Raw genomic sequence first — 21589 nt, 5'->3', positions numbered from 1 at the left:
TTCTCCGCTCCCGCGAGGCCGCACTCCGCCGCGCCACACCCGAGAACTGATCAGCGCAGTACGGCGGCCAGCAGGTCGCCGCTGAGAAGAAGCCTCCGCGGCGGCACGACGGTTGCGGTCATCTGCGCGTGGTGCTGTGATTCACCGGCCGGAGTGGCCGGTCAGGGCGCGCAGGTCGTCGAACGCCTGGAGAAGGTGATCGTCCAGGCTCTGCGACGAGTCGGCGATCCAGGCCGCGATCGCCTCGTGGAAGGCGGCCCACCCGGCCTGGGCGGCCAGCATGGCCTGCCGTTCGGCCACGCCGCGCTTGCGCAGCGCCTGCGCCACCGCCTCGGTGATGGCCGCGGCCTTGGCCAGCTCCCGCTCGCGCAGCGCGGGCGTCGCCGCGATGACCTCAAGGCGCGGCTCCGCGAACGGCCGGTTGCTCTCGGGGAGGTGCTTGACCTCGCGGAACGCGTGGAGCAGCAGGTCGAGCACGGGCAGGCCGTCGGGCGCCTCGGCCACCGCCTGCTCAAGCGCCGCGCGCAGCTCGGCCTCCCCGCTGAAGAGCACCTCGCGCTTGTCGGGGAAGTGCCGGAAGAACGTGCGCTCGTTGACGCCTGCCCGCGCGGCGATCTCGGCCGTGGTGGTCTGGTCGAACCCGCGCTCCCGGTACAGCTCCAGAGCCGCCTGCTGCAGGCGGCGGCGCGCTTCTGCTCCGCTTCGTGGCACGGTCCGCAGAATAGCTGAATGTCAGTCACTGGCGCTTCTTGACGCCAGTGACTGACACTACTTAAGGTCAGTGACTGGCATTTCTTTACGCCAGTCACTGACTTTAAGTGGGAGAGTTCCATGCATGTCTTCGTCACCGGCGGTACCGGCCAGACCGGCCCCACCGTCGTCGCCGAGCTCATCAGGGCCGGTCACACGGTCACCGGCCTCGCGCGCTCGGACGCCGCCGCCGCCAAGCTGGAGTCGCTGGGCGCCACTCCGCTGCGCGGCTCCATGGAGGACCTCGACAGCCTGCGCAGGGGCGCGGAGGCCGCCGACGGCGTGCTGCACATGGCGTACGTCATCGACTTCGCCGACCCCGACCGCATGAAGCGCGCCGACCTCGCCGCGATCGAGGCGCTCGGCCGGCCGCTCGAGGGCACGGGCAAGCCGTTCGTCATCACCTCGGGCACGGCGGTCATGCCCGAGGGCCGCGAGAGCACCGAGAAGGACGAGCCCGACAGGAACGGCCTGGCCGCCTACCGCGTCCCCAGCGAGGACGCCGCCCTGGCCTTCGCCGGTCGCGGAGTGCGCGCCATGGTGGTGCGCCTGGCCCCGACCGTCCACGGCCCGCAGGACCACGGCTTCATCCCCATGCTGATCGCCACCGCGCGCGAGAAGGGCGTCTCGGCGTACGTGGGGGACGGCTCCAACCGGTGGCCCGCCGTGCACCGGCAGGACGCGGCCGTCCTGTTCCGCCTGGCGCTGGAGAAGGCCCCGGCGGGCAGCGTGCTGCACGGCGTGGGCGAGAGCGCCGTCGTCTTCAAGAGCATCGCCGAGCTCATCGGCCGCCGCCTCGGCGTGCCCACGGTCTCACTGACCCCGGAGGAGGCCGCCACGCACTACGCCAACCCGTTCCTGGCCCGGGTGTACGCCTTCGACGGGCCCGCCTCAAGCGCGTACACGCGCGAACTCCTCGGCTGGTCGCCCGAGCACCCCACGCTGCTCGACGACATCGAGCACGGCGACTACCTGGCCGCAGGCCCGGCGGCCTAGCGGTTCTCCGGGCGTCAGGACGACTGCCGCCTCCTCGGCCCGCCCGGCGGCGACCCCCGTGCCCAGGCGCTGACCCGCCGCGCCCACGACCCGCCTGCCGGGGAGGCATGCTGGAAGTCATCGCGCCGGCCCCGGCCCTCACGCCCGTCCGCGTCGGACCTGCCATGGACGAAGCACCGATGCTCGCCTACGGGGGGGCAGACCAAGTACGAGAGAAAGGGGCAGTGACGCCTATGACCTGTGACGTTGCCCGTTCGATTTCGGCGTACGCGGTTTGACCGGGAGGCCCCGCTGCTACAGGTACTGGCCCGCCTCGGCGCTGTCTGTCTTCGACACACGCGCCGACACCACGTTGGCGAGGTTGATGACTATGCCGTTCACGTCGGCTTCGCGATCATATCTTGCTCGCATCAACACCAGGCTGCGCCGCTCGTCCACAGCACGAGCGATCGCCGCCACCGCCTCCGGCTCTCCGTCGAAGTCCCCGCTGATCACGGAGACGTCTTCGCCGCTCATCAGGTGGAATCGAATGATCAGTGCGACATTCTCAGACACGGCCGGCTCCTTTCGCCAGAATCCGCAAGGGGCCCCTGCCCAGGGTCGAACGGTGTAGGCAGTTGCCCTCCGCATTCGCCTACCGTGGCGCGGACGCGGTGCCCTCCAGCCGGGCTGGGATACGGGAGTGACAATCGCGGCACCCGCTCCGAACCGGTTTGTTGCCCTGGTCAGTGGTCGGTGATGAGGGCGTCCAAGGCGGCTTCCTTGTCGGCTTCGGTGGGCAGGGCGTAGCGGCGGGTGGTGTCCAGGGAGCCGTGGCCGAGGAGTTCGGCGACCAGGATGGGGTCTTTGCCGTCGCGGATGAGCTGGGTGGCGAAGGTGTGGCGCAGGACGTGCGGGCTGAAGGGTTCGGTGGGGTCGTCACCCAGTCCGACGGCGTCGCCGAGGCCGGTGATGATGTCGCGGGCGGCGCGGTCGCTGAGGCGGCCGCCGCGGTGGTTGAGGAACACCGCGGCGTGGGTGCCGGCCCCCTTCCAATCGGCGCGGGCCTGCAGCCAGTCGATCAGGGCCTGGCGCAGATCCGCATGGACGGGCAGCAGACGGATCTTGCCGCCGTCGCGGCCCTTGCCGCGGATGCGTAGTTCGCCCTTGCGGGCTGACAGGCGCACGTCGGCCAGGTCGAGGCCGACGACCTCGGAGATGCGCAGGCCGGCGTAGTAGGGCAGCAGGGCGACGGCCTTGTCGCGCGCAGATGCGGTGAGCTGGACGTGGCGGACGTAGCGGCGGGTGCGCCGGGTGTCCAGGGCGCGGGGGGCGGTGCGGCGGGTGTCGCGTTCGCGGCGGGCCTGGGGCTTGCCGAGGCCGCGGCGGGCGTAGAAGTCGTCGATGGCCGACAGGTAGGTGTCGATGGTGTTGGGGGCGCGGCGGCCGTTCTTCAGATGCCGGCGGAAGTCGCGTACGGCGCCGGTGGCGGCGATGGGGTCGGTGAGCGGGTCGCCGTCCAGGGCGCCGGCGTCGGCTTGGTCAGCCAGCCAGGCCAGATAGCCGCGCAGCCGGGAGGCGTACTTGGTCTTGGTGGAATCGGCCAGCGGGGCGTGCGCGAGCGCGGCGGTGTAGTCGGCCAGGACGGCGGCGTGGGGGCCGGAGAGGGGCACGGCCCGCGACCGGCCCGTGTTTCCGGAAGCTGCTCCGGCCGGTTGCGTGATCCCTGAGGATGTGTTTCCGGAAGTCACCCGCTCAGTCTACTTCCGGAATTGGGGAATTCCGGAAGTCATGCCGTACACTGAAGGTACCGAGGTCTTTTCGAGCGTTGGCATTCAGGTCGGCGTCGCCCCCGGCGAACCACCACCGGCCTCTTCGGGGGCCTGGACAGGTCAGGCGACCATGACGCCGACGCTTCTTTCTCAACCCGCACCACTCAGCCCCGCCTCGCCCGCGATCCCCCGGGCCGATTCCGCGCTACGGCTCAGCCTCAACCCGGTGCCGAACCGGCTGGCTGTGGTGGACGGGGCCTGGTGGCCCTGCTCCCGTGACGCGGCCGCCGAACTGCCCGGCCTCATCGCCGCCGTGGACCGGCTGCTGGATCGGGTCACGCTCCGCATCGGCCTGCATCATGATGCGTGGCAGAACATCCCGCGCCGCATCCCCGCGCGTGGGCGTCAGGTCCGCATCGGCTGGTTCCGCCACACCGACCCGCGCGTGATCACTCTCAGCTTCGCCGCCGGCGAGCCAGTCGTCCTGCTGATCATCCCTTCGGGTACCGCCGCCGGAGCCGCCGGGGCCACGCTCAAGCTCACCGCCCAGGACATCGCCGGCATGAGCATCGACGCCATCCTCACCCTCGCGCATCTGCCCGCCAGCCCCGCTCCGCGTGCCACGGCCGACGGCTCGGCCCGCTGGGAGGACGAGGGCGGGTCGGTCATCGGGCAGGCAGCGCAGCCATCCATCGGACGGCCGGCAACGCCGGAATGACCCCGTGCCGCCTGCCGGCCGGATCGAGCGGTCCAGGCACCGCCCGAACTGGCGGCGGGCCGGCTCCGGCCGGCAGGCATCTCATCACCTTTCAGCTTCTCCCGTGAGGAGACATTCCATGACCGTCATCGACACCGCCCCGCTCGCCGCGGCCAGCGCCTCGGCGCCGACCCTCGTGCATCTATCAGGGGACATCGACCTCTTCACCACAGCCCGCCTGCGCCAGAGGCTGATCAACGCCCTCGACCACAGCACCGACCTGCTCATCGTGGATCTGTCCCAGGTCACCTTCTGCGGGGCAGGCGGGCTGGGCGTGCTCGTCGGCGTGCAAGGCCGGGCCCGGACACGAGGCATCACGCTGGCCCTGACCGGCGTTCCCCCGCGCGTGGCCCGGCTGCTACGCATCACCGGGCTGGACCGCCGCCTCCCGGTCATGGCATGACCGGCATGCCGGCCGCCACCCGCACCGCCGCCGAGGCGGGCTATGACGGCCATGCGCCGTTCCCTCGCCCCGCTGCGCCCGCGCGGGCCGGCATCGTCGCGGTGACGCTGACCGCGGCGATCGTCATCGCGCCGTTCCTCGCGCTGGGCGCCGGCATCTGGCTGGCGTGGGGAAACGGAATCACCCTCACCGACCTGCTGCTGGCCGCCGTCTTCTACGTGGTGACCGGGCTGGGGGTGACGGTCGGCTTCCACCGGTTGCTGACCCATCGTTCCTTCACCGCCCGCCCGTGGCTGCGCGTCGTCCTGGCCGTGGCCGGGTCGATGAGCTTTCAGGGCAACCTCATCGACTGGGTGGCCGTCCACCGCCGCCACCACGCCTTCACCGACCAACCGGGCGACCCGCATTCCCCCTACCGCTACGGCACCGGCCTCGGCGGGCAACTGCGCGGCCTGGCCCACGCCCACCTAGGCTGGCTGTTCTCCGCCGAACCCACCTCGGCCACACGGTATGCCCCCGACCTGCTGCGCAACGATCCGGCCATGCTGCGCATCTCGCGCGCCTTCCCCGCCTGGTGCGCCATCTCCCTGCTGCTGCCGTTCGCGGCGGGCTGGGCCATCAGCGGCAGCCTGTACGGCGCCCTGACCGCGTCCATCTGGGCCGGCCTGGTCCGCATCGCCCTGCTGCAGCACGTCACCTGGAGCGTCAACTCCCTGTGCCACATGATCGGTGACCGGCCGCACACCACCCGCCGCCACGACCGCTCCACCGACCTGTGGCCGCTGGCCCTGCTCTCCTTCGGCGAAAGCTGGCACAACGGCCACCACAGCCAGCCCGGCTGCGCCCGGCACGGGCGCGGCCCCCGCCAGATCGACCCCTCCGCCGCGCTCATCCGCCTGTTCGAACGCCTGAACTGGGCCACCAACGTGCACTGGCAGCCCGCCGACGGCCTCGGCCACCCACGCATGGTGGCCAGCAAACACACACTGCGCACCAGCACCCGCCCCAGCACGCCCGGGAGACGTTAGCCTGGTCAGCACGCTTGAAAGAAGCTCGTTCCGCATGGAGGAGACGATCTAATGTGAGGGGAGGGGCTCCAGGGGGAAGGCGTCAAGGTGACGGGCGATGGTGAGCGGATGCTGGGCGGCCTGCTGGACGCCACTCAGCTGTCGGCGATGGAGGATCTGCCGGGCCTGGTCGCCGCGTACGGACGGCTGGCCGGCTTCTCTCAGACGATGATCTACGTAGCTGACCTGCAGCAGCAGCTGCTGGTGCCCTTGGCCGGGCAGCGCGACGTGTACGGAGAACGGCTCGAGGCGATCCGGATCGACGCCACCATGGCCGGGCGCGCCTTCCGCGACGTGGAGATCGTCGAGGCCCGGCACGTGCTGGATCCCGCCGCTCCCGAGAGCGTCCCTGCCTCGCCGGCCGGCGAGGGGCCGCAGCGGCTATGGGTGCCGTTGCTGAGCGGCACCGAACGGGTCGGCGTCCTGGGAGTGAGCGTGCAGCGGGGATCTGAGGCCGCGGCGTTGCTGGCCGGCCGGCTGGCCTCGCTCGTCTCGCTGCTGCTGATCAGCAAGCGCCCCTACAGCGATTCCTACGCCCGCCTGGTCCGCGCCCGGCCGATGACGCTGTCGGCCGAGGTGTTGTGGAACCTGCTGCCGCCTGGGGCCTTCGCCGACGACAGGGTGGTGGTCAGCGCCGCGCTGGAGCCGGCCTACGAGGCGGGCGGAGATGCCTACGACTACGCGATCGACGGCGACACCCTGCACGTGTCGATCTTCGACGCGATGGGGCACGACACCGCGGCCGGGCTCACCGCCACCATCGCCATCGGGTCCGCTCGCACCAGCCGCCGCCAGGGCACGAACCTGCCCGCGACGAGCGAGGCCATCGACGCGGCGATCGCCGAGCAGGTCACCGGCCGCTTCGCCACCGGCGTCCTGGCCGATCTCGATCTGCGGACCGGCTGGCTGGCCTGGGTCAATCGAGGTCACCATCCGCCGTTGGTGATCCGAGGCGGCCAGCAGGTCGCCACCTTGACCAGCGTGCCCGACCCACCGATGGGTCTCGGCCTGGACCTGTCCACCGGCCTGCTGCACTACCAGCTCGAACCCGGGGACCGGCTGCTGTTCTACACCGACGGCATCATCGAGGCCCAGAGCCCGGACGGGGAGCTGTTCGGGCTGGAGCGCTTCATCGACTTCATCATCCGCCGCGAGGCCGACGGCATGCCGGCCCCGGAAACCCTGCGCCGCCTGATCCAGGCCATCCTGGAGCACCAGCCGGGCCGGCTGCAGGACGACGCCACCGTACTGACGGCCGAATGGCGCACCCAGCGGCAACAGCCGCTCACCCTGGAAGGCTCCAGGCTGACCGCGCCGCACGAGGCAACACAATGAGCAAAAGCCATCGGCACGCCGAAAATCAGGCGGCCAGCTCGACGTCGGTGAAGTCGACCTCTTTGAGCAGGGGGTCGAACGGATCCGGCCGATGACGGAGCTCGTCGGTGGCGTACGCGCCGAAGCGGCTGATGTGGGCCCGCAGGTACGGGGCGATCTGGCCGAGCTGGTCGGCGGTGATCTCCCAGCCCTCGGCGACCAGCTGCCGCACGATGTCGGAGATGTCCAGGGCGTTGTGGAAGACGACCAGGTTGGCCAGCAGGGTGTTGAACTTGATCAGTTTCTCCTGCTCTTCGGGGTCGTTGTCGGCCAGGACCCCGCCGAAGCCGAGCCACTTGGAGAACCCGTTGTAGGACTCGACCTTGTTGGTCGCCGCGGTGATGCGCGCCCGCAGCGCCGGATCGGCCAGATACCGCAGCAGGGCGACCGTGCGCACGCTGCGGCCCACCTCACGGAACGCCTTGTAGATACGGTTCTTGCGGGAGTTGGACCGCAGCCGCCGCATCAGCGTGGCCGAGGACAGGCGGCCCTCGCTGATGGAGATCGCCACCTGCATCAGGTCGACCCAGTGCTTGTCGATCAGCTTCCAGTCGATCACGTTGCGGCCGCCCTCGCCGAACAGCTGGTCGATGTGCCGGTAGGCGATCTTCTCCGAGGCGCGGAAGAAGATCAGGTCCTTGAAGTTGCGGATGCGCGGCATCAGGTCGAACCCGAACAACGTGGCCAGGGCGAAGACCGGGAAGTTCTGGCCCTGGGTGTCGGCGTGCACGGTGGAGGGCTGGACGTCGGAGGCGTTGGCCAGCAGCCCTTCGATCAGGTGCACCGCCTCCCACACCCCGCACGGGATGAACCGGGAGAACAGCGCCACGTAGGTGTCAGAGATGTAGTGGTAGGCGATGCCGCCGAATCCTCCGTACCGGATGCTGGTCTCGGCCAGGAGATTATCGATGTAGGTGTCCACCTGGGTGCCGTCGGCGGCCACCGTGCTGCCGTCTCCCCAGGCCTTGACCAGGTCCAGCTCGGCGAAGGCGTTGACCACATCGGCGATCGCGGCGTTCAGCTTCTTCAGGGTGATGTGCCGGTTGCGGACCATGGACAGCTCGCGGGCCGTGACGCTGGCGATGTGCTTGGCCGCCTCATACGGGCCGATGTTGATGCCGCCGGTGAACACCGCCAGCGAGTACCGCCCCAGCTTGTCCTTGATCTTGGGGTCGGAGCCGGAGGCCGGCCCGAAGTGGCGATACCAGCTCAGCCAGTGGGCAGTACGCGCGACGATCGACAGCAGCGACCGTTCGGGCATGCGCCGCTCGATCTCGGCCGCCAGCCGCTCGGCCTCCGCATCGCTGCCCTTACCCCGGCGACGCTTGAGGGTGGGCACCCCGCCCTCGTCGATGACCAGGTCGGCGTTGTCCAGGTAGCCGGCGTCCAGATGCGCGGCCGCGCTCAAGTGAGCGTCCTTGAGATGGGCAACGAAGCCGGCAGAGGTGTCGGGCAGCCCGACCTTCTCGCAGAACGCCGCCAGCCGTGGCTGGCATTCTTCCCAGGACAGCAGGTGGGCGCCCCAGTCGGCGTACTCGTTCGAGCCGAGCACGGCCACGTCCCCGGTGCGCAGTTCCTCCGCCAGGTAGCAGAACACCATCGCCTCAAAATGCCGCCGCGCCACCATGCCGGGTCGCCTGCGCTCGGTCACCGCGCGCCGCCAGTTGCCCGAGGCGAACGCGATGCCCGACTCCGGCTCATCCTCCTCCACCGCCGGCGGCAGCGGGATGAAGTCGCGCCGCTTGGGTGAATGCTCGCGGGCGTGCGCCAGCGCGGCCAGCACCGAATCGTCGCTGGAGGTGGCCTTCAGCCGCAGCTTGCCCGCCAGCTCGAACAGCGCCGGCCGGTCCTTCTTGAAGAACCGGTACACCAGCAGCTCGTGCGCGTCACCGTGGAAGGCGGCCACCTCCTCGATGTCGGCCAGCTGCGCGGCGAACCCGCCCGCCTGCTCCACCGCCGCCCGCACCGCCTGCACACTGTGGGCCTGGACCACGAGCGCCGACAGCAGCTCGCCGAGCGCCTGGACCTGCCCGGCGTTACCGGCGAACGAGGTCACCGCCTCGACGGCCCGCGCCACCGCCTCGTGTCCGGCGGCCGAGGTCTCACTGCCGGGGTCGAGACGTTCCAGTACCTGACGGTAGGTGCCGATGAGCCGCTCGCTGGTCGCGCGCTGGCGGGCGCGGATCTCCTCCAGCTCCGTCTTGGCCCGTTTGACGTGGGCGGCCATCCGCTTGCACAGCATTTCGGCCAGGTCGTCGCGGGCCCGCATCCGGGCGGTGTGCGTCAGGCACGCCAGCAACGCCACCTGCTTGACCGCCTCGTAGCGCGACAAGGTGTCGGCGTCCTGGGCGTCGGCCTCACCGGCGAAGTCAGCGATCTTCGACGGCGCGATGCCCTCCAGCCAGGCGTCGGTGTCGCCGAGCGCGTCCACCTGATCCAGCCATCTCACCTGCTCGCGGAACCGCGACCAGGTGGCCCGCTGGGCGGGCTTCTTGAGCCATTTGAACGTCGATTTGCCGTCCGGCCCGACGACAAGCAGCCCCTCCATCCGGGCCCGGCCGGCCTCGCCCATCCGCTGCAGGATCGTGGCGAAGATGGCGGAGTTCACCTCGGCGCGGATGCTCGTGGCCAGGTCCTCCAGCGTCGTGTACCCGAGCAGTTCCAGCCGGAGCCGGAGCAACTCCTCGATCGCCACGTTGATCAGGTCCGTCGGGTTGTTCTTGGCCTGGGCCGCCTTCCGGATCGCCGCTGCGGCGATCGCCCGGGCCCGGCCCGCGTCGTACTTCACTCCCTGACGCTGGCGCACCAGCTTGCGATGCGCCTTCGCGCTACGGGAGGCGCCATGGTCCGGCCAGACGTCCTCAGGCAGCTCCAGACAGCGCCGGACGTGGTCGATCACCACCTCAGGGATCTCGTCCGGGGCCGGGAAACGCGCCATCTTCTGAAAGCACTTCAACGCCAGCACCAGCGCGAAGCGCGACTCCAAGCTGCCGGTGCGCTGTTCGGCCCAGGCCACCTCTTCCGACGACGGCGTGAAGAACACATGCAGCACTCGCGCCGACGTCAGCCGCTTGAACTGCGGATAGGCGGTCCGCTCGATCCACGTCATCCCAGGCCGTCCCTCGCCTCGATCCCGGCGTCCAGACGCCGAAACCGTAGCGATGATGACCCCCACCAGAGATCTCGTTCACCAAACCGCAACCAAGCCCATCCGGAGGGTCACATCATCCGACGCATCTGCCCTCTGGGCCGCGGCTCAGCGCCTCACTGCCCCTTTCTCTCGTACTTGGTCTGGCCCCCCTACGGCCTGAGCACGCCCGTGGCCGGGGAGCCCGGAGACGACCCCGCCACGATCACGGTGTACGACGTCGGCAACGAGACGGTGCCGCCACCTCCCAGGGCCTGGGGAGGCGGCCCCCTCCAACAACGAGGACCGCCACCCCGCAACGGTGTCAGGCGAGCCAGCTCGCCACCTGCGACTTGACCTGGGAGTGCCAGCCGAGCGTGAGGTGGTTGGCGGTGGCGATGAGCGCGGTGCCTGACACGGTGCCGATGCCCGTCGTGGACAGCGCGCTGCTGACGAACACCACGCCGTCGCTGGGCCCGCGGTTCTCGTTGTAGATGCCCACGACGGTCGGCGATCCGCCGGCCAGCAGATACGTCTTCACCGACGACGGCACCCCGGCCTGCCGGATCCGCGAGATCAGCGACCCGGCGTCGATCGCGGCCTGGATGCCGGGACCGGCCGTGTAGAAGCCCTGGCCGCCGTAGTAGGTGGTGTACCAGTCCTGCTGGGTCTGGTCGATCCCGTACGTGCCGTCGAAGCGGGCCAGCATCTGCCGCTGCCCCGGGTAGGCGTCGTGCCCGCCGGTCGGCACGAACGAGAACTCCGGATGGTAGGCGTAGACGCCGTAGCAGGTCATGTGGGTGTGCGGCGACGGCGAGTTGATCCGGCCGCCGCATTCGGGCCAGATCGACAGGTCGTGCGCCCAGCCGTGCGCGAACGGGTAGTCGTAGCCGGCGTTCGGCCCGCCGATCGTGATGAGCTTGCGCACGTCGCCCGCGTACGAGCGGCCCCAGCTCGGCTTGACCGACGAGACGTACATGCGGGTCGACATCATGCCCTTGCTCCACCCCACCAGGTCCACGGACGAGACGCCGAGCCGGTCCTTGATGATCGCGATCGCGTCGCCGACCTGCTGGGCCTGCATGAGGTTGTCGCCCTCCTTGTGGGCGAACCCGATCGCGAACACCCGGTGACCGGCGTCGACCAGGTGCTGCATCAGCCCCGTACGCGGGCAGGTGAGCGCGCCGCAGCCGAACCCGCCGGATTCGCCGGGGTTCGCCCAGGCCCGGTCGGGGTTGTCGTTGGCGCCGTGCACCAGCAGGACCGGGGTGGTCTTGGGGTTGGTGTTCCAGCCGGGCGCGTAGTAGAGCAGGAACCGGCCGGAGAAGGGCCGCTTGACGCCGCCGAAGAAGGTCAGGCGCTGACCGTCCTGGTCGCCGCGGCCGTCCGGCGGGTAGTCCTCCTGGGTGAAGCCGGGGGTGGTGTCGAGGTACCGCTCGACCTTGGCCCAGCCGTTGGCGACGCCGGTGTACGTGGCCTCCAAGGTGAGGTACGACGGGGTCGCGGCATGGGCGGTGGCCGGCACCAGCAGCGCGGCGAGCAGCACCGCGACCGTCCACAGATAACGCATCGGGCCTCCTGTCACAGGGATCCGGCGACCGCCACGGCGGCGTGCCGGCGACCCCGGAGATCGCCCGTTATCGTCACCGGATCCGAGCGGCCGTTCCAGCGCCGCCCGCCACACTTTCGCCGCGCCCCTGGTGTGCCCGAGGCACATTCAGCGGGAGGCGCGCAGCCGGGCGGTGGCCTCCTCGTCCACCTCGAACGTGACCGGGTCCACCGAGACGCCGTAGTCGCGGGCCGCCGCCTCCACGCTGACGAACCCGTTGCGGACGTCCGCCGCCACCCGCGCGGGCTCGCGTTCGAACGGGTCGCCGTAGCCGCCTCCGCCGCCGGTGTTGTTGACGAGCACCTCGCCCGCCTCCAGCCGGTTGTAGCTGCCGCCCTGCACCACCTCGCGGTCGGTGCCCGGGTTGAGTATGACGTGGTTGCTCTCGCCTGGCCTGCCGCCGCCGATGGCCCACGGCCGGGTCTTGGTCTTGTAGACCAGGCAGATGCCGGTGGAGGGCGCGGTGAAACGGTAGGTGCGGCCGACGCCGACGCCGCCCCGGTGCCGGCCTGGGCCGCCGCTGTCGGGGCGGTAGCCGTACCACTCGATGAACATCGGTGACTTGGTCTCCAGCACCTCCACCGGGTTGTTGCGGCAGCCGGGCTCCGACAGGTGCATGATGCCGTCCTCGCCGTCGCCGCCCGCGTGGCCGCCGAAGCCGACGGCCTCGTTGGTCGCCTCCAGCCACGCCTCGCCGGTGCGCGGGTTGACGCCGAGTCCCATCATCGAGCACACGTCGCCGCCCGAGCAGGCGGGCACGCGGTCCGGCATGCCCTGGGCCAGCGCCTTGAGCACGACCTCGCCGCCGAGCAGCCCGGTCCACAGCGTGAACGTCGGCATGGGCGGCACCGCGTGCATCACCGAGCCGGGCTCGGTGACCACCCGCAGCGGGCGGAAGTTGCCGGCGACGACGGGGGTGTCCGGCGTGGTGAGCGCCTTGAAGATGAGGCTGCAGAACGCCTCCGTCTGGCCGAGCGGCAGGTTGATCGGGCCTTTGACGTCGCGCTCGCTGCCGGTCCAGTCGATGACCATCTCGTCGTCGCTGATGGTGACGGTGACGTTCAGCTTGATCAGGCGGTCGGTGTCGATGCCGTCGCTGTCCACGAAGTCGTGCGCCGTCCAGGTGCCCTTGGGCAGCTTGGCCAGGGCCAGCCTGGCCAGCCGTTCGCCGTGGTCGTTGATGGCGTCCATGGCGGCGGTCAGCACCCCCGCGCCGTACTTGGCGGCGATCTGCTGGGTCCTGCGCACGCCGGTCACGCACGCCGACACCTGCGCCTGGATGTCGCCGATGGTCCGCTCGGGCATCCGGCTGTTGAAGCGGATGATGTTGAACACGTCGTCGTTCTGCACCCCGCGCCGGTAGAGCCGGGAGCAGGGGAAGAACAGGCCCTCCTGGTACATGTCGGTGGAGTCCAGGACGTAGCCGGGGTCCTTCTGCTTCAGGTCGAGCACGTGGATCCGGCAGGAGGCGAACCCGATCAGCTCGCCGTCGTGGTGGATGGGCGCGAAGACCAGCGGGTCGAGGGTGTGCGCGGAGGCCCAGTACGGATAGTTCAGGATGAACACGTCGCCGGGCTCCAGCGCGTCGCGGCCCAGGAACTCGATCGCCCGCTTGATGCCGTGGTCGTTGCCCCGGGTGAACACCGCGATGCCGGGCGCGTCGGCCACCACGTCGCCGTGGGCGTCGTGGATGCCGATGCCGTAGTCGTGGATCTCGTAGACGACCGTGTTGTACGCGGTGCGGCACAGGTTGCGTGCCATCTCGTCGGCGGCGGCGAGCAGGCCGTGCCGGATGATCTCCGTGGTGATGGAGTCCGTCGTGGTGGTGGTGCTCACTACTGCCTCCCGGTCCTGTCGTTCACGGAAATGACCAGCTCGCCGTAGCGGCCGACGCGCAGACTGTCGCCGGCGTGGATGACGGACGTGGCCGTGTGCTCGGTGATCACCGCGGGCCCGGTGATGAGGTCGCCCGCCAGCAGGTCCTCGCGGATGTAGACGCGGTATTCGGCGGCCGGCTCGTCCTCCGACAGGTAGACCCGGCGGGTGCCGGCCGGTCGCGGCTCGCCCGATGCGCGTTCGGGCATGGTGGGCAGCTCGGGTTTGTCGACGGTGCCGGTGGCGCGCAGCCGCAGCGTGGTGACCTCGACGGGGTCGTCCATCGTGTGGCCGTACTGCCGCTCGTGCAGCTCGGCGAAGGCGGACGCGACGGCCGCGCCGAACGTCTCGGGGTCGTCGGGACAGGAGACCGTGACCGAGTGCTCCTGCCCCTGGTAGCGGACGTCGAGCGTACGCATCAGCACGCGCCGGTCGGGGCCGAAGCCCTCCGCTTCGAGCTGCTCGGCCGCCGCCGCCTCCATCTCCCGGTAGACGGCGTCGGCGGCGGGCGCGTCGAGGGAGGCCAGCGGGGTGACGAGGGTGCGGGCGTAGTCGTGCTGCACGTCCGCGAGCAGCATGCCGAACGCGGAGAACGCGCCCTGGCCCGGCGGCACGATCACGGTCGAGATGCCCAGCTCCCTGGCCACCTCGATGGCCACCAGGCCCCCTCCCCCGCCGAACGACAGCAGCGCGAAGTCCTTCGGGTCGCGCCCCAGCTCCACGGTGATCGCGCGGACCGCGCCCATGATCTTCATGGTGGAGATCTGCACGATGCCGCGCGCCAGCGCCTCGGTGGACAGGCCGAGCCGGGCGGCGATGGGCTGCAGCGCCTTGTCGGCCAGGTCGCGGTCGAGGGTGAGCGTGCCGCCGAGCGGGCTGTCGGCGCCGAGGTGGCCGAGCACCAGCGCGGCGTCGGTGAAGGTGGGGGCGGTGCCGCCCTTGCCGTACGAGGCGGGGCCCGGCGCCGCGCCCGCGCTCTGCGGGCCGACCTGCAGCGCGTCGGCCTCGTCCAGCCAGGCGATGGAGCCGCCGCCCGCGCCGATGGTGTGGATGTAGAGCGACGGCGTGTTGATGGGCAGTCCCTCGAACTCCGCGCCCTGGTAGAGGACCGGCTCGTGGTCGAGGATGAGCGAGGCGTCGAGGCTGGTGCCGCCCATGTCGATGGTGATGAGGTTGGGCTGGTCCAGCAGCCGCGACAGCGCCGCCGCGCCGATGACGCCGCCGGCGGGGCCGGACAGGATGAGGCTGACCGGCTGCTCGCGGGCCGCCTGCGCGGTCATCGCGCCGCCGCCGGAGCGGGTCATGAGGAACCGGCCCCGGAAGCCGTCGCCCGCCAGCTCGCCCTCCAGCTCGCGCAGGTAGCGGTGGACGATCGGCTTGACGTAGGCGTCCAGCACGGCGGTGCTGGTCCGCTCGTACTCGCGGTACTCCCTGGACAGCTCGTGCGACAGCGTGACCGCGACGCCGGGCGCGACCTCGGCGAGCACCTCCCGCATGCGCAGCTCGTGCTCGGGGTTGGCGTACGAGTGCAGGAACGCCACCGCGACGGAGCCATAGCCGCGCTCGGCGATGACGGTGGCCACCCGGCGGGCGTCCTCCTCGTCGAACGGCGTGTGCACGCTCCCGTCGAACAGGCACCGCTCGCGCACCTCGAAGGTGTCGTAGCGCTCCAGCAGCGCGGGCGGCTTGCGGTAGGTGATGTCGTAGTTGGTCCTGCGGTCGGTACGCCCGAGCAGGTAGACGTCACGGAAGCCCTTCGTCGCGATGACCGCGGTGCGCGCTCCCGTCCTGGTGAGCAGCGCGTTGAGGCCGAGCGTGGTGCCGTGCGTGAACATCGTGATGGCCGGCGTGCCGGACTCGGCCAGCGCGAAGGCGTTCATGACACCGCGCGCCGGCGCGTCCGGCGTGGTGGGGACCTTGCCGAAGCTGAGCGCGCCCGTCTCCGGGTTCAGCTCCACCACGTCGGTGAACGTGCCACCGACGTCGATCGCAAGCCTGCTCATCGTTCCGCCTTTCTGGGTAGTTCGTGCGTGGCCGCGAGCGATGGGGTCGGCGGGCCGGTCATCGTCGTCTGCTCGCCACGCTCAGCGCGACGGCGGCCAGGATGACCACGCCGGTCGTCAGGTCCTTGAAGAACGGGTTGGCGTTGAGGATGTCGAAGCCGTTGTCGATCAGCGCCAGCAGGTACACGCCGCAGACCGAGCGCCAGATCGCGCCGACGCCGCCGTAGATGCTGGTGCCGCCGAGGATGACCGCCGCGATCGCCAGCAGTTGCAGGCCGTCGCCCGCCTGCGGCTGCCCGGTGCCGATCCGCGACACCCCGATGGCGGCCGCGATGCCGGCGGCCAGGCCGCTGTAGAGGAACGTGTACAGCCTGATCCGGTTCACCCGGATGCCGGACAGCTCGGCGGCCTCGGCGTTGCCGCCGACGGACAGCACGTACCTGCCGAACGCGGTGCGGTTCAGCAGGAACCCCGACAGCAGGGCGAAGACCGCGAGGATGATGATCGCGTAGTAGACCGGGCCGATGCCGCCCCGCCCGAGCGCGGTGAACCCGGCGGCCGGGACGCTGATGAGGAAACCGCCGGTGATCAGCACGGCCAGCCCCCCGTACACGAGGCTGGAGGCCAGCGTCGCCAGGAACGAGTGGATGCGCAGCCGGGTGATCGCCACCCCGTTCACCAGGCCGAGCGCGGCCCCGGCGAGCGGCGCGGCGAGCAGGCCGAGCACCGGGCTGCCCAGGTGCACCGCGACCCAGGCGGCCACCACGTTGGCGACGCTGAAGATCGCCCCGGTGGACAGGTCGAAGCCGCCGCAGATGACGACCAGCGTCCCGGCCACCGCGATGATCGCCAGCGGGGCGTTCTGGTTGAGGATGTTCAGCAGGTTCGTGAGGGTGAGGAACGACGACGTCGACACGCTCAGCACCACGAAGAGCGCCACGAGCATGATCAGGACGGCGTAGTGGCGCACCAGGGCCGGCACGTTGACGCCGGTGGTTCCCGCGCGCGCCGGTGCGGTGGCGGTCATGGCCTTCCCTCCCTGGAAGTTTCTGCGGGCTCGTCCACCTCGAAGAGGCGCTGCAGGATCTCGTCGACGGACGTGCCGGGGCCGGGGACCTCGCCGACGATCGAGCCGCCGCGTACGAGGTGGACCCGGTGGCTGAGCCCGGCGACCTCCTCCAGCTCGGAGGAGATGAGCAGGATGCCGGTGCCGGCCGCGGCGATCTCCACGATGAGCTGGTAGATGCGGGACTTGGCGCCGACGTCCACGCCTCTGGTGGGCTCGTCGAGTATCAGCAGCTCGGGGCGGCCGAGCAGCCACTTGGCGAACAGCACCTTCTGCTGATTGCCGCCGGAGTAGACCGCGATGTCGCCGTCGAGCGCGGCCGGGCGTACGCCGAGACGCTCGATCAGCTCGCGCACCGCCGCCCGCTCGGCGCCGCGCGACAGCACGCCCGCGCGGGTGAAGCGGCGCAGGTGCGGCAGCGTCACGTTCTCCAGGACCGGGCGGAGCAGCACCAGGCCCTGGGCGCGGCGGTCCTCGGGGATCATGGCCATGCCGCGGGCGATCGACGCGCGCGGCGAGGCGTCCGTGACCGGCTCCCCGCGGAACAGCACCTCACCGGAGCCGATGCGGTCGCAGCCGAACAGCGCGCGGGCGATCTCCGTACGGCCGCTGCCGACCAGCCCGGCCAGCCCGACGATCTCGCCGGGGCGCACCCGCAGCGACACGCCGCTGACCGCGCCCGCGTGCACGTCGCGCATCTCGGCCACCGGCGGCGTGTCGGGGGGCGGCGCGGGCGGGCGTTCGGGCAGCAGCATGTCGGCGGGCTCGCCGAGCATGGCCTCGACCAGGCCGGCCTTGGTCTCCTGCGCGGCGGGCGCCGTCCTGATCACCCGGCCGTCCCGCATGACCGTGACGCGGTCGCAGTTGGCGAGCACGTCGTCGAGGAAGTGGGTGACGTAGACGACGGTGGTGCCGCGCTCGCGCAGCCAGCGCATGATCTCGTGCAGCCGCTCGCTCTCGTCGGCGGTGAGCGACGACGTGGGCTCGTCCATGACGATGATCCGCGCGTCCCGGGCCAGGGCCCGCATGATCTCGACCTTCTGCTGGTCGGCGATCGGCAGGCTCTGGACCGGCGCGTCGGCGGGCAGCCCGAAACCGCAGAGCTTCTCCAGCTCCCGGTAGCGGGCGTCCAGGTCCCGGTGCAGGACGCCGAACGTGCGGTGCTCCCGGCCGAGGAACACGTTCTCCGCCACGGTCAGCGCCGGGACCAGGCACAGCTCCTGCGCGATGATCACGACGCCGGCGTCCTGCGCCCGCCTGGTGTCCCAGCGCTGCACCGCCCGGCCGAACACCTCGAGCTCGCCCGAGTCCGGCTGGTAGAGCCCGCCGATGACCTTGCCGAGCGTGGACTTGCCCGCGCCGTTCTCGCCGACCAGGCCGTGCACCTCGCCCTCGAAGAGGGACAGCGACACCGAGTCGAGCGCCTGCGTGGAGCCGAAGCGGACGGACAGCTCGCGTACGGTGGCGGCCACCGCCGGTGCCGGTCCGCCCATCAATCGGCCCACTCGCCGGCGAAGTCGGGGTGCTCGTCCAGGATCTCCTTGGTGACGATCACCGGTACGGGGCCCAGCGTGTTGGCGTCGATCACCGGGGTGACCGGCTTGCCGCGCACCGCGTTGACCACCTGCTCCAGCGCGGCCCTGCCCATGCTGTTGGGGAAGTCCACCTGGTCGGCGGCCCATGTGCCGGCGCGTACCTGCTTGATGGCCTCCTGGTTGCCGCCGCCGCCCGTCACGTACATCTTGCTCAGGTCGTATCCGGCGCTCTCCAGCGCGACCTGGGCGCCGATGGTCTGCTGGTCGGCGTTGGACAGCAGCACGTCGAGCTTGGGGTTGGCCTGCAGGATGTTCTGCATGGCCTTCAGCGAGGTGTCGCGGTCGTAGTTGCCCTGGCCGGTGGCGACGACCTTGATGTTGGGATGCCCGTCGAGCACCGACCGGTACGCCTTGTTGCGCAGGTTGTCGAACGGGAACTGAAGCTGGCCGATGAGGATCGCGACCCGGCACGGGTCCTTGTCCTCGCAGTACTCGACGACGCCTTCCGCGAGTTTCTTGGAGTTCTCCTCCGTGTTGGCCGCCACAGTGGAGACGATGCCCTCGACCTGCGGCTTCAACTCCGTCAGGTTCGGGCCGACGGGGAAGAGCGTGGTCACCACGGGGATCTTGGCCTGGGCCGCCGCCGGGATGGCGGCCGCGATGCCGACGTTGTCGTTGGGCACCAGCACGATGCCGTCGTAGGTGCCCTGGCTTGCGACGTTCTGCACCTGGTTGAACTGGGTCTGGCTGTCGAACTTGCCGTCGAAGATCGTCACCTCGACGTCGCCGTACTCTTTGGCCTTGGCCACGGCGCCGTCGTACACGGCCTTGTTGAAGCCGTTCTGGCTGGAGGAGGCGAGCAGGGCGATGCGCACCTGGCCCGATTTGCCGCTGGGGGCGGCACTTGCGGAGGAGTAGACCTGGGAGACGTCGGAGTTGCAGCCCGCGAGGGTCAGGCTGACAAGCGCGGAGGCCGCGATCACCAGTCTGCGTTGGGGGTTGGACAGTGGTTTCACAGGCACCTCTATTTCATGGTGCGTATGTTTCCGCAGGTAGCGACCTGTCTTGAATCAGTACCATGTCACACTGCAACTCGTGGGTCAACGGTGCAATGTCATTCGATAGACGCCGCCGCTTCCCGAGATATATGCGTTTTGCATAGAATTTCGGTATGAAGTCGGCACTGGAGGCGGCCATCAACGAGTGGCACGCGAGCGTGAACGACGGCGACCTGGAGCGCTCGGCGCGGGCGGTCGGCGATCCGGTCGTCGTCCTGGGGCCGAAGGGCGCGGGACCGATCACGCCCGAGCAGTTCGCGCAGTGGGTGGAGCGCTCCGGGATCAGGCTGCGGCCGCGCTCGTGGCATCCGGTCGGCGAGCGCCTCATGGTCGTGGAGCAGGACGCCACCTGGCCGCAGAGCCAGGAGCCGGTACGCGTGGCGACGGTCTTCCGGGTGGCCGGGGGCAAGGTGACGGCCGCTCTCCGGCTGCCGGATCTGCGGCAGGCGCTGGAGCTGGCGTACATCTGCCGCGAGATGGCGGCCACCGAGTGAGCGCCATGGGGCCGGGGCAGGTGCTGTTCGCGTTCGTCCGGCACTGGTCGCGCAGGCCCGCCCTGACCGGCGGCGGCAAGGTGTCCGAACACGGCCGGCTCGTCCTCGTCACCGAGGCCGTCCACGCGCTGGCCCGGCGCGGGGCCGAGGCGACGGTCAACGCGGTGGCGCACGAGATCGGCATCGACCAGAGCGGCGCGTCCCGGCTGGTCAAGAGCGCGGTGGCGGCCGGGTACCTCACGCTGCGCGCGTCTGAGGCGGACGGCCGCCGGCGCGAGGCCGCGCTCACGCCCCTCGGTCACACCCTGCTCGACCAGGCCCACGAATGGCAGGAGCAGGTCTTCGAACGGCTGACGGAGGGCTGGAGCGAGCAGCGCCGCCGCGACTTCCAGCGGGCGATGGAGGAGCTGATCGACCGCTCGTACGCGCTGGACGCCTGAGCGCTTCTGTCAGCCCCGCCGGGCGCGGTCGGCGTTGGCCATGATGGCGTCGTGGATGTACCGGGACAGCCCCGGCGCCATGTCGTCGTAGTTGCGGCCGATCCGCTGGTTGGCGAGGTAGGCCCTGGCCAGCTCGCGGTGGACGTCGTGGTCGCAGTCGTGGAAGCGCCGGTGCAGGTGCAGCCGGTGCTCTTCGGCCAGGTCCATGACGGCGGGGTCGTCGGCGGGCAGGCCGGCGTTCATCGCCTCCAGCAGCCGCCGGTGGATGCCCGCCTGCTCCTCGCGGATCTCGGCCCAGTCGGCGGCCGAGTACGCCGATGAGCGCTCCCGGCGCTGCCGCCACTGCTCGGAGCCGCCGAACAGCTCTTCCGCCCGTGCCGCGTTGTCCTCCAGACGGGTGCTGCCGATGATCTCCAGCCGCTCCTGGGGGGTGAGGGTGAGGCCGAGCCTGCGCGCGCCGAGCTCCCTGTCGATGGCGGCGACCATGGCCTGCTGCCGCTGGATGCGTTCGCCGAGCAGCGCGCGCTGCTCCCGCAGCCGGTCGGCGTCGTCGCGGGCCGGGTCGGCCAGGATGGCGGCGATCGCGTCGAGGCCGAAGTCCAGCTCCCGGTAGAACAGGATGCGCTGCAACCTGCGCAGGTCGTCGTCGGAGTAGAGCCGGTAGCCCGCCGGGCTGCGCTCGCTCGGCGTCAGCAGGCCGATCTCGTCGTAGTGGTGCAGCGTGCGTACGGAGACGCCGGTCAGGTCGGCGATGACGCCGACGGTGTACTCGCGTGCGGTCATGCGCACACTGTGCCGCCTGACGCGGCGTGCGGGTCAAACCCCCGCTCAAGCGGCGGCGAGCAGCGCGTTCGCGCGGGACAGGACGGTGGCGAGCACGCGGCCGGCGGTGGCCAGGTCTTCCTCCGGCAGGTCGCCCCACAGCTCGCCGGTGATGCGGGTGATGGCGGCGCGGACCTCACCCCACTGGGCCTGGCCGCGCTCGGTGACCTCGACGGTGCCGTCCTGGCCGATGCGCAGCAGGCCGTGGCCGGCCAGCTCGGCGATGCGGCGGTGCGCCGTGGCGTGGTCGACCTTCAGCGAGTGGGCCGCCTGCTCGGCGAGGGCGTCACCTGAGAGGGGCTCGCCGCTGGTCGCCGCGAGGGTGAGCGTCACCCACTGGGGTTCGGTGATGCCGGTCCCGGCCAGCAGCCGGTCGAGGAGGGCGTTGAGCGCCTTCTCGGTCTGTCCGACGACTCGGGTGCTGAAGGTGTGGTCGGTGGTCATACGGGCATCCTTTTCGTT

Annotated in this window: 19 protein-coding genes; 7 read left to right on the top strand and 12 right to left on the bottom strand. The window is 70.7% G+C overall.

The annotated features are described in order from the left end of the window. Window positions 1-141: 141 nt before the first annotated feature. A complete protein-coding gene (locus tag AB0K67_RS01185; RefSeq protein ID WP_364050861.1) occupies window positions 142-711 on the bottom strand; it encodes a TetR family transcriptional regulator in 570 nt (189 codons plus the stop codon). 120 nt (window positions 712-831) lie between these two features. Between AB0K67_RS01185 and AB0K67_RS01180 the strand changes: the two genes are divergently transcribed. Next, window positions 832-1746 carry an SDR family oxidoreductase gene (locus tag AB0K67_RS01180; RefSeq protein ID WP_364050858.1) on the top strand — a complete coding sequence of 305 codons (915 nt, stop codon included), beginning with the start codon at window positions 832-834 and terminating at the stop codon, window positions 1744-1746. Between the two features lie 294 nt (window positions 1747-2040). On the opposite strand, the gene AB0K67_RS01175 is transcribed toward AB0K67_RS01180, so the two are convergent. Both AB0K67_RS01175 and AB0K67_RS01170 read right to left on the bottom strand, forming a co-directional pair. Next, window positions 2041-2301 (bottom strand): hypothetical protein, encoded by a 261-nt coding sequence (locus tag AB0K67_RS01175; RefSeq protein WP_364050855.1) that lies wholly within the window; start codon window positions 2299-2301, stop codon window positions 2041-2043. Between the two features lie 170 nt (window positions 2302-2471). Further along, complete coding sequence (locus tag AB0K67_RS01170) at window positions 2472-3398, bottom strand: tyrosine-type recombinase/integrase (protein WP_364050852.1); 927 nt, start codon at window positions 3396-3398, stop codon at window positions 2472-2474. A gap of 46 nt (window positions 3399-3444) precedes the next feature. Here AB0K67_RS01170 and AB0K67_RS01165 point away from each other — a divergent pair, with 46 nt between their 5' ends. From AB0K67_RS01165 to AB0K67_RS01150, 4 genes are all read left to right on the top strand, one after another. After that, window positions 3445-4215 carry a DUF5994 family protein gene (locus AB0K67_RS01165; RefSeq protein ID WP_364050849.1) on the top strand — a complete coding sequence of 257 codons (771 nt, stop codon included), beginning with the start codon at window positions 3445-3447 and terminating at the stop codon, window positions 4213-4215. Between the two features lie 118 nt (window positions 4216-4333). Further along, window positions 4334-4657, top strand: a complete 324-nt coding sequence (locus AB0K67_RS01160; protein WP_364050846.1) for an STAS domain-containing protein — start codon at window positions 4334-4336, stop codon at window positions 4655-4657. Beyond that, window positions 4654-5685, top strand: coding sequence for an acyl-CoA desaturase (locus AB0K67_RS01155; RefSeq protein WP_364050843.1), 1032 nt, complete (start codon window positions 4654-4656; stop codon window positions 5683-5685). Before AB0K67_RS01160 ends, AB0K67_RS01155 begins: the two co-directional genes overlap by 4 nt. A gap of 87 nt (window positions 5686-5772) precedes the next feature. Further along, window positions 5773-7059 carry a PP2C family protein-serine/threonine phosphatase gene (locus AB0K67_RS01150; protein ID WP_364050840.1) on the top strand — a complete coding sequence of 429 codons (1287 nt, stop codon included), beginning with the start codon at window positions 5773-5775 and terminating at the stop codon, window positions 7057-7059. A 25-nt stretch (window positions 7060-7084) separates the two neighbouring features. On the opposite strand, the gene AB0K67_RS01145 is transcribed toward AB0K67_RS01150, so the two are convergent. The 7 genes from AB0K67_RS01145 to AB0K67_RS01115 form a co-directional block, all read right to left on the bottom strand. Further along, entirely contained in the window at window positions 7085-10207 is a 3123-nt protein-coding gene (locus AB0K67_RS01145) for a Tn3 family transposase (RefSeq protein ID WP_364050837.1), read from the bottom strand. Window positions 10208-10550: 343 nt separating this feature from the next. Next, entirely contained in the window at window positions 10551-11795 is a 1245-nt protein-coding gene (locus AB0K67_RS01140; RefSeq protein WP_364050834.1) for a hypothetical protein, read from the bottom strand. A 147-nt stretch (window positions 11796-11942) separates the two neighbouring features. Next, window positions 11943-13670 carry a hydantoinase B/oxoprolinase family protein gene (locus AB0K67_RS01135; protein WP_364050831.1) on the bottom strand — a complete coding sequence of 576 codons (1728 nt, stop codon included), beginning with the start codon at window positions 13668-13670 and terminating at the stop codon, window positions 11943-11945. Then, entirely contained in the window at window positions 13670-15712 is a 2043-nt protein-coding gene (locus tag AB0K67_RS01130; RefSeq protein WP_364050828.1) for a hydantoinase/oxoprolinase family protein, read from the bottom strand. The genes AB0K67_RS01135 and AB0K67_RS01130 overlap by 1 nt, the downstream gene beginning before the upstream one ends. A gap of 58 nt (window positions 15713-15770) precedes the next feature. Continuing rightward, the gene (locus tag AB0K67_RS01125) at window positions 15771-16739 is read right to left on the bottom strand and encodes an ABC transporter permease (RefSeq protein ID WP_364050825.1); all 969 of its coding nucleotides are present in this window, start codon (window positions 16737-16739) and stop codon (window positions 15771-15773) included. Beyond that, window positions 16736-18271 (bottom strand): sugar ABC transporter ATP-binding protein, encoded by a 1536-nt coding sequence (locus AB0K67_RS01120; RefSeq protein WP_364050822.1) that lies wholly within the window; start codon window positions 18269-18271, stop codon window positions 16736-16738. Before AB0K67_RS01120 ends, AB0K67_RS01125 begins: the two co-directional genes overlap by 4 nt. Then, window positions 18271-19335: a sugar ABC transporter substrate-binding protein gene (locus tag AB0K67_RS01115; RefSeq protein WP_364050819.1), complete on the bottom strand. Its 1065-nt coding sequence runs from the start codon at window positions 19333-19335 to the stop codon at window positions 18271-18273. Before AB0K67_RS01115 ends, AB0K67_RS01120 begins: the two co-directional genes overlap by 1 nt. Before the next feature lie 149 nt (window positions 19336-19484). Between AB0K67_RS01115 and AB0K67_RS01110 the strand changes: the two genes are divergently transcribed. Both AB0K67_RS01110 and AB0K67_RS01105 read left to right on the top strand, forming a co-directional pair. Continuing rightward, window positions 19485-19865: a hypothetical protein gene (locus AB0K67_RS01110; protein ID WP_364050816.1), complete on the top strand. Its 381-nt coding sequence runs from the start codon at window positions 19485-19487 to the stop codon at window positions 19863-19865. Window positions 19866-19870: 5 nt separating this feature from the next. Further along, window positions 19871-20305 (top strand): MarR family winged helix-turn-helix transcriptional regulator, encoded by a 435-nt coding sequence (locus AB0K67_RS01105; protein WP_364057382.1) that lies wholly within the window; start codon window positions 19871-19873, stop codon window positions 20303-20305. 9 nt (window positions 20306-20314) lie between these two features. Here the strand turns inward: AB0K67_RS01105 and AB0K67_RS01100 are convergent, their stop codons facing one another. Together AB0K67_RS01100 and AB0K67_RS01095 are read right to left on the bottom strand one after the other, a co-directional pair. Continuing rightward, window positions 20315-21088, bottom strand: coding sequence for a MerR family transcriptional regulator (locus tag AB0K67_RS01100; RefSeq protein WP_364050813.1), 774 nt, complete (start codon window positions 21086-21088; stop codon window positions 20315-20317). Between the two features lie 45 nt (window positions 21089-21133). Next, window positions 21134-21571 (bottom strand): hypothetical protein, encoded by a 438-nt coding sequence (locus AB0K67_RS01095; RefSeq protein ID WP_364050810.1) that lies wholly within the window; start codon window positions 21569-21571, stop codon window positions 21134-21136. Between the last annotated feature and the right edge of the window lie 18 nt (window positions 21572-21589).

The organism is Nonomuraea sp. NPDC052634, assembly GCF_040678535.1.
GTDB classification, from domain to species: domain Bacteria; phylum Actinomycetota; class Actinomycetes; order Streptosporangiales; family Streptosporangiaceae; genus Nonomuraea; species Nonomuraea fastidiosa.
The sequence above is the reverse complement of the archived record's forward strand: the minus strand, read 5'-3'. Positions and strand labels throughout refer to the sequence as shown.

What these genes read in the sequence shown, in the direction of transcription:
- AB0K67_RS01130 (WP_364050828.1), bottom strand. Translation starts at nt 15,712, where the DNA reads ATGAGCAGGCTTGCGATCGACGTCGGTGGCACGTTCACCGACGTGGTG.
- AB0K67_RS01120 (WP_364050822.1), bottom strand. Translation starts at nt 18,271, where the DNA reads ATGGGCGGACCGGCACCGGCGGTGGCCGCCACCGTACGCGAGCTGTCC.
- AB0K67_RS01140 (WP_364050834.1), bottom strand. Translation starts at nt 11,795, where the DNA reads ATGCGTTATCTGTGGACGGTCGCGGTGCTGCTCGCCGCGCTGCTGGTG.
- AB0K67_RS01125 (WP_364050825.1), bottom strand. Translation starts at nt 16,739, where the DNA reads ATGACCGCCACCGCACCGGCGCGCGCGGGAACCACCGGCGTCAACGTG.
- AB0K67_RS01160 (WP_364050846.1), top strand. Translation starts at nt 4,334, where the DNA reads ATGACCGTCATCGACACCGCCCCGCTCGCCGCGGCCAGCGCCTCGGCG.
- AB0K67_RS01180 (WP_364050858.1), top strand. Translation starts at nt 832, where the DNA reads ATGCATGTCTTCGTCACCGGCGGTACCGGCCAGACCGGCCCCACCGTC.
- AB0K67_RS01110 (WP_364050816.1), top strand. Translation starts at nt 19,485, where the DNA reads ATGAAGTCGGCACTGGAGGCGGCCATCAACGAGTGGCACGCGAGCGTG.
- AB0K67_RS01105 (WP_364057382.1), top strand. Translation starts at nt 19,871, where the DNA reads ATGGGGCCGGGGCAGGTGCTGTTCGCGTTCGTCCGGCACTGGTCGCGC.
- AB0K67_RS01155 (WP_364050843.1), top strand. Translation starts at nt 4,654, where the DNA reads ATGACCGGCATGCCGGCCGCCACCCGCACCGCCGCCGAGGCGGGCTAT.
- AB0K67_RS01100 (WP_364050813.1), bottom strand. Translation starts at nt 21,088, where the DNA reads ATGACCGCACGCGAGTACACCGTCGGCGTCATCGCCGACCTGACCGGC.
- AB0K67_RS01095 (WP_364050810.1), bottom strand. Translation starts at nt 21,571, where the DNA reads ATGACCACCGACCACACCTTCAGCACCCGAGTCGTCGGACAGACCGAG.
- AB0K67_RS01145 (WP_364050837.1), bottom strand. Translation starts at nt 10,207, where the DNA reads ATGACGTGGATCGAGCGGACCGCCTATCCGCAGTTCAAGCGGCTGACG.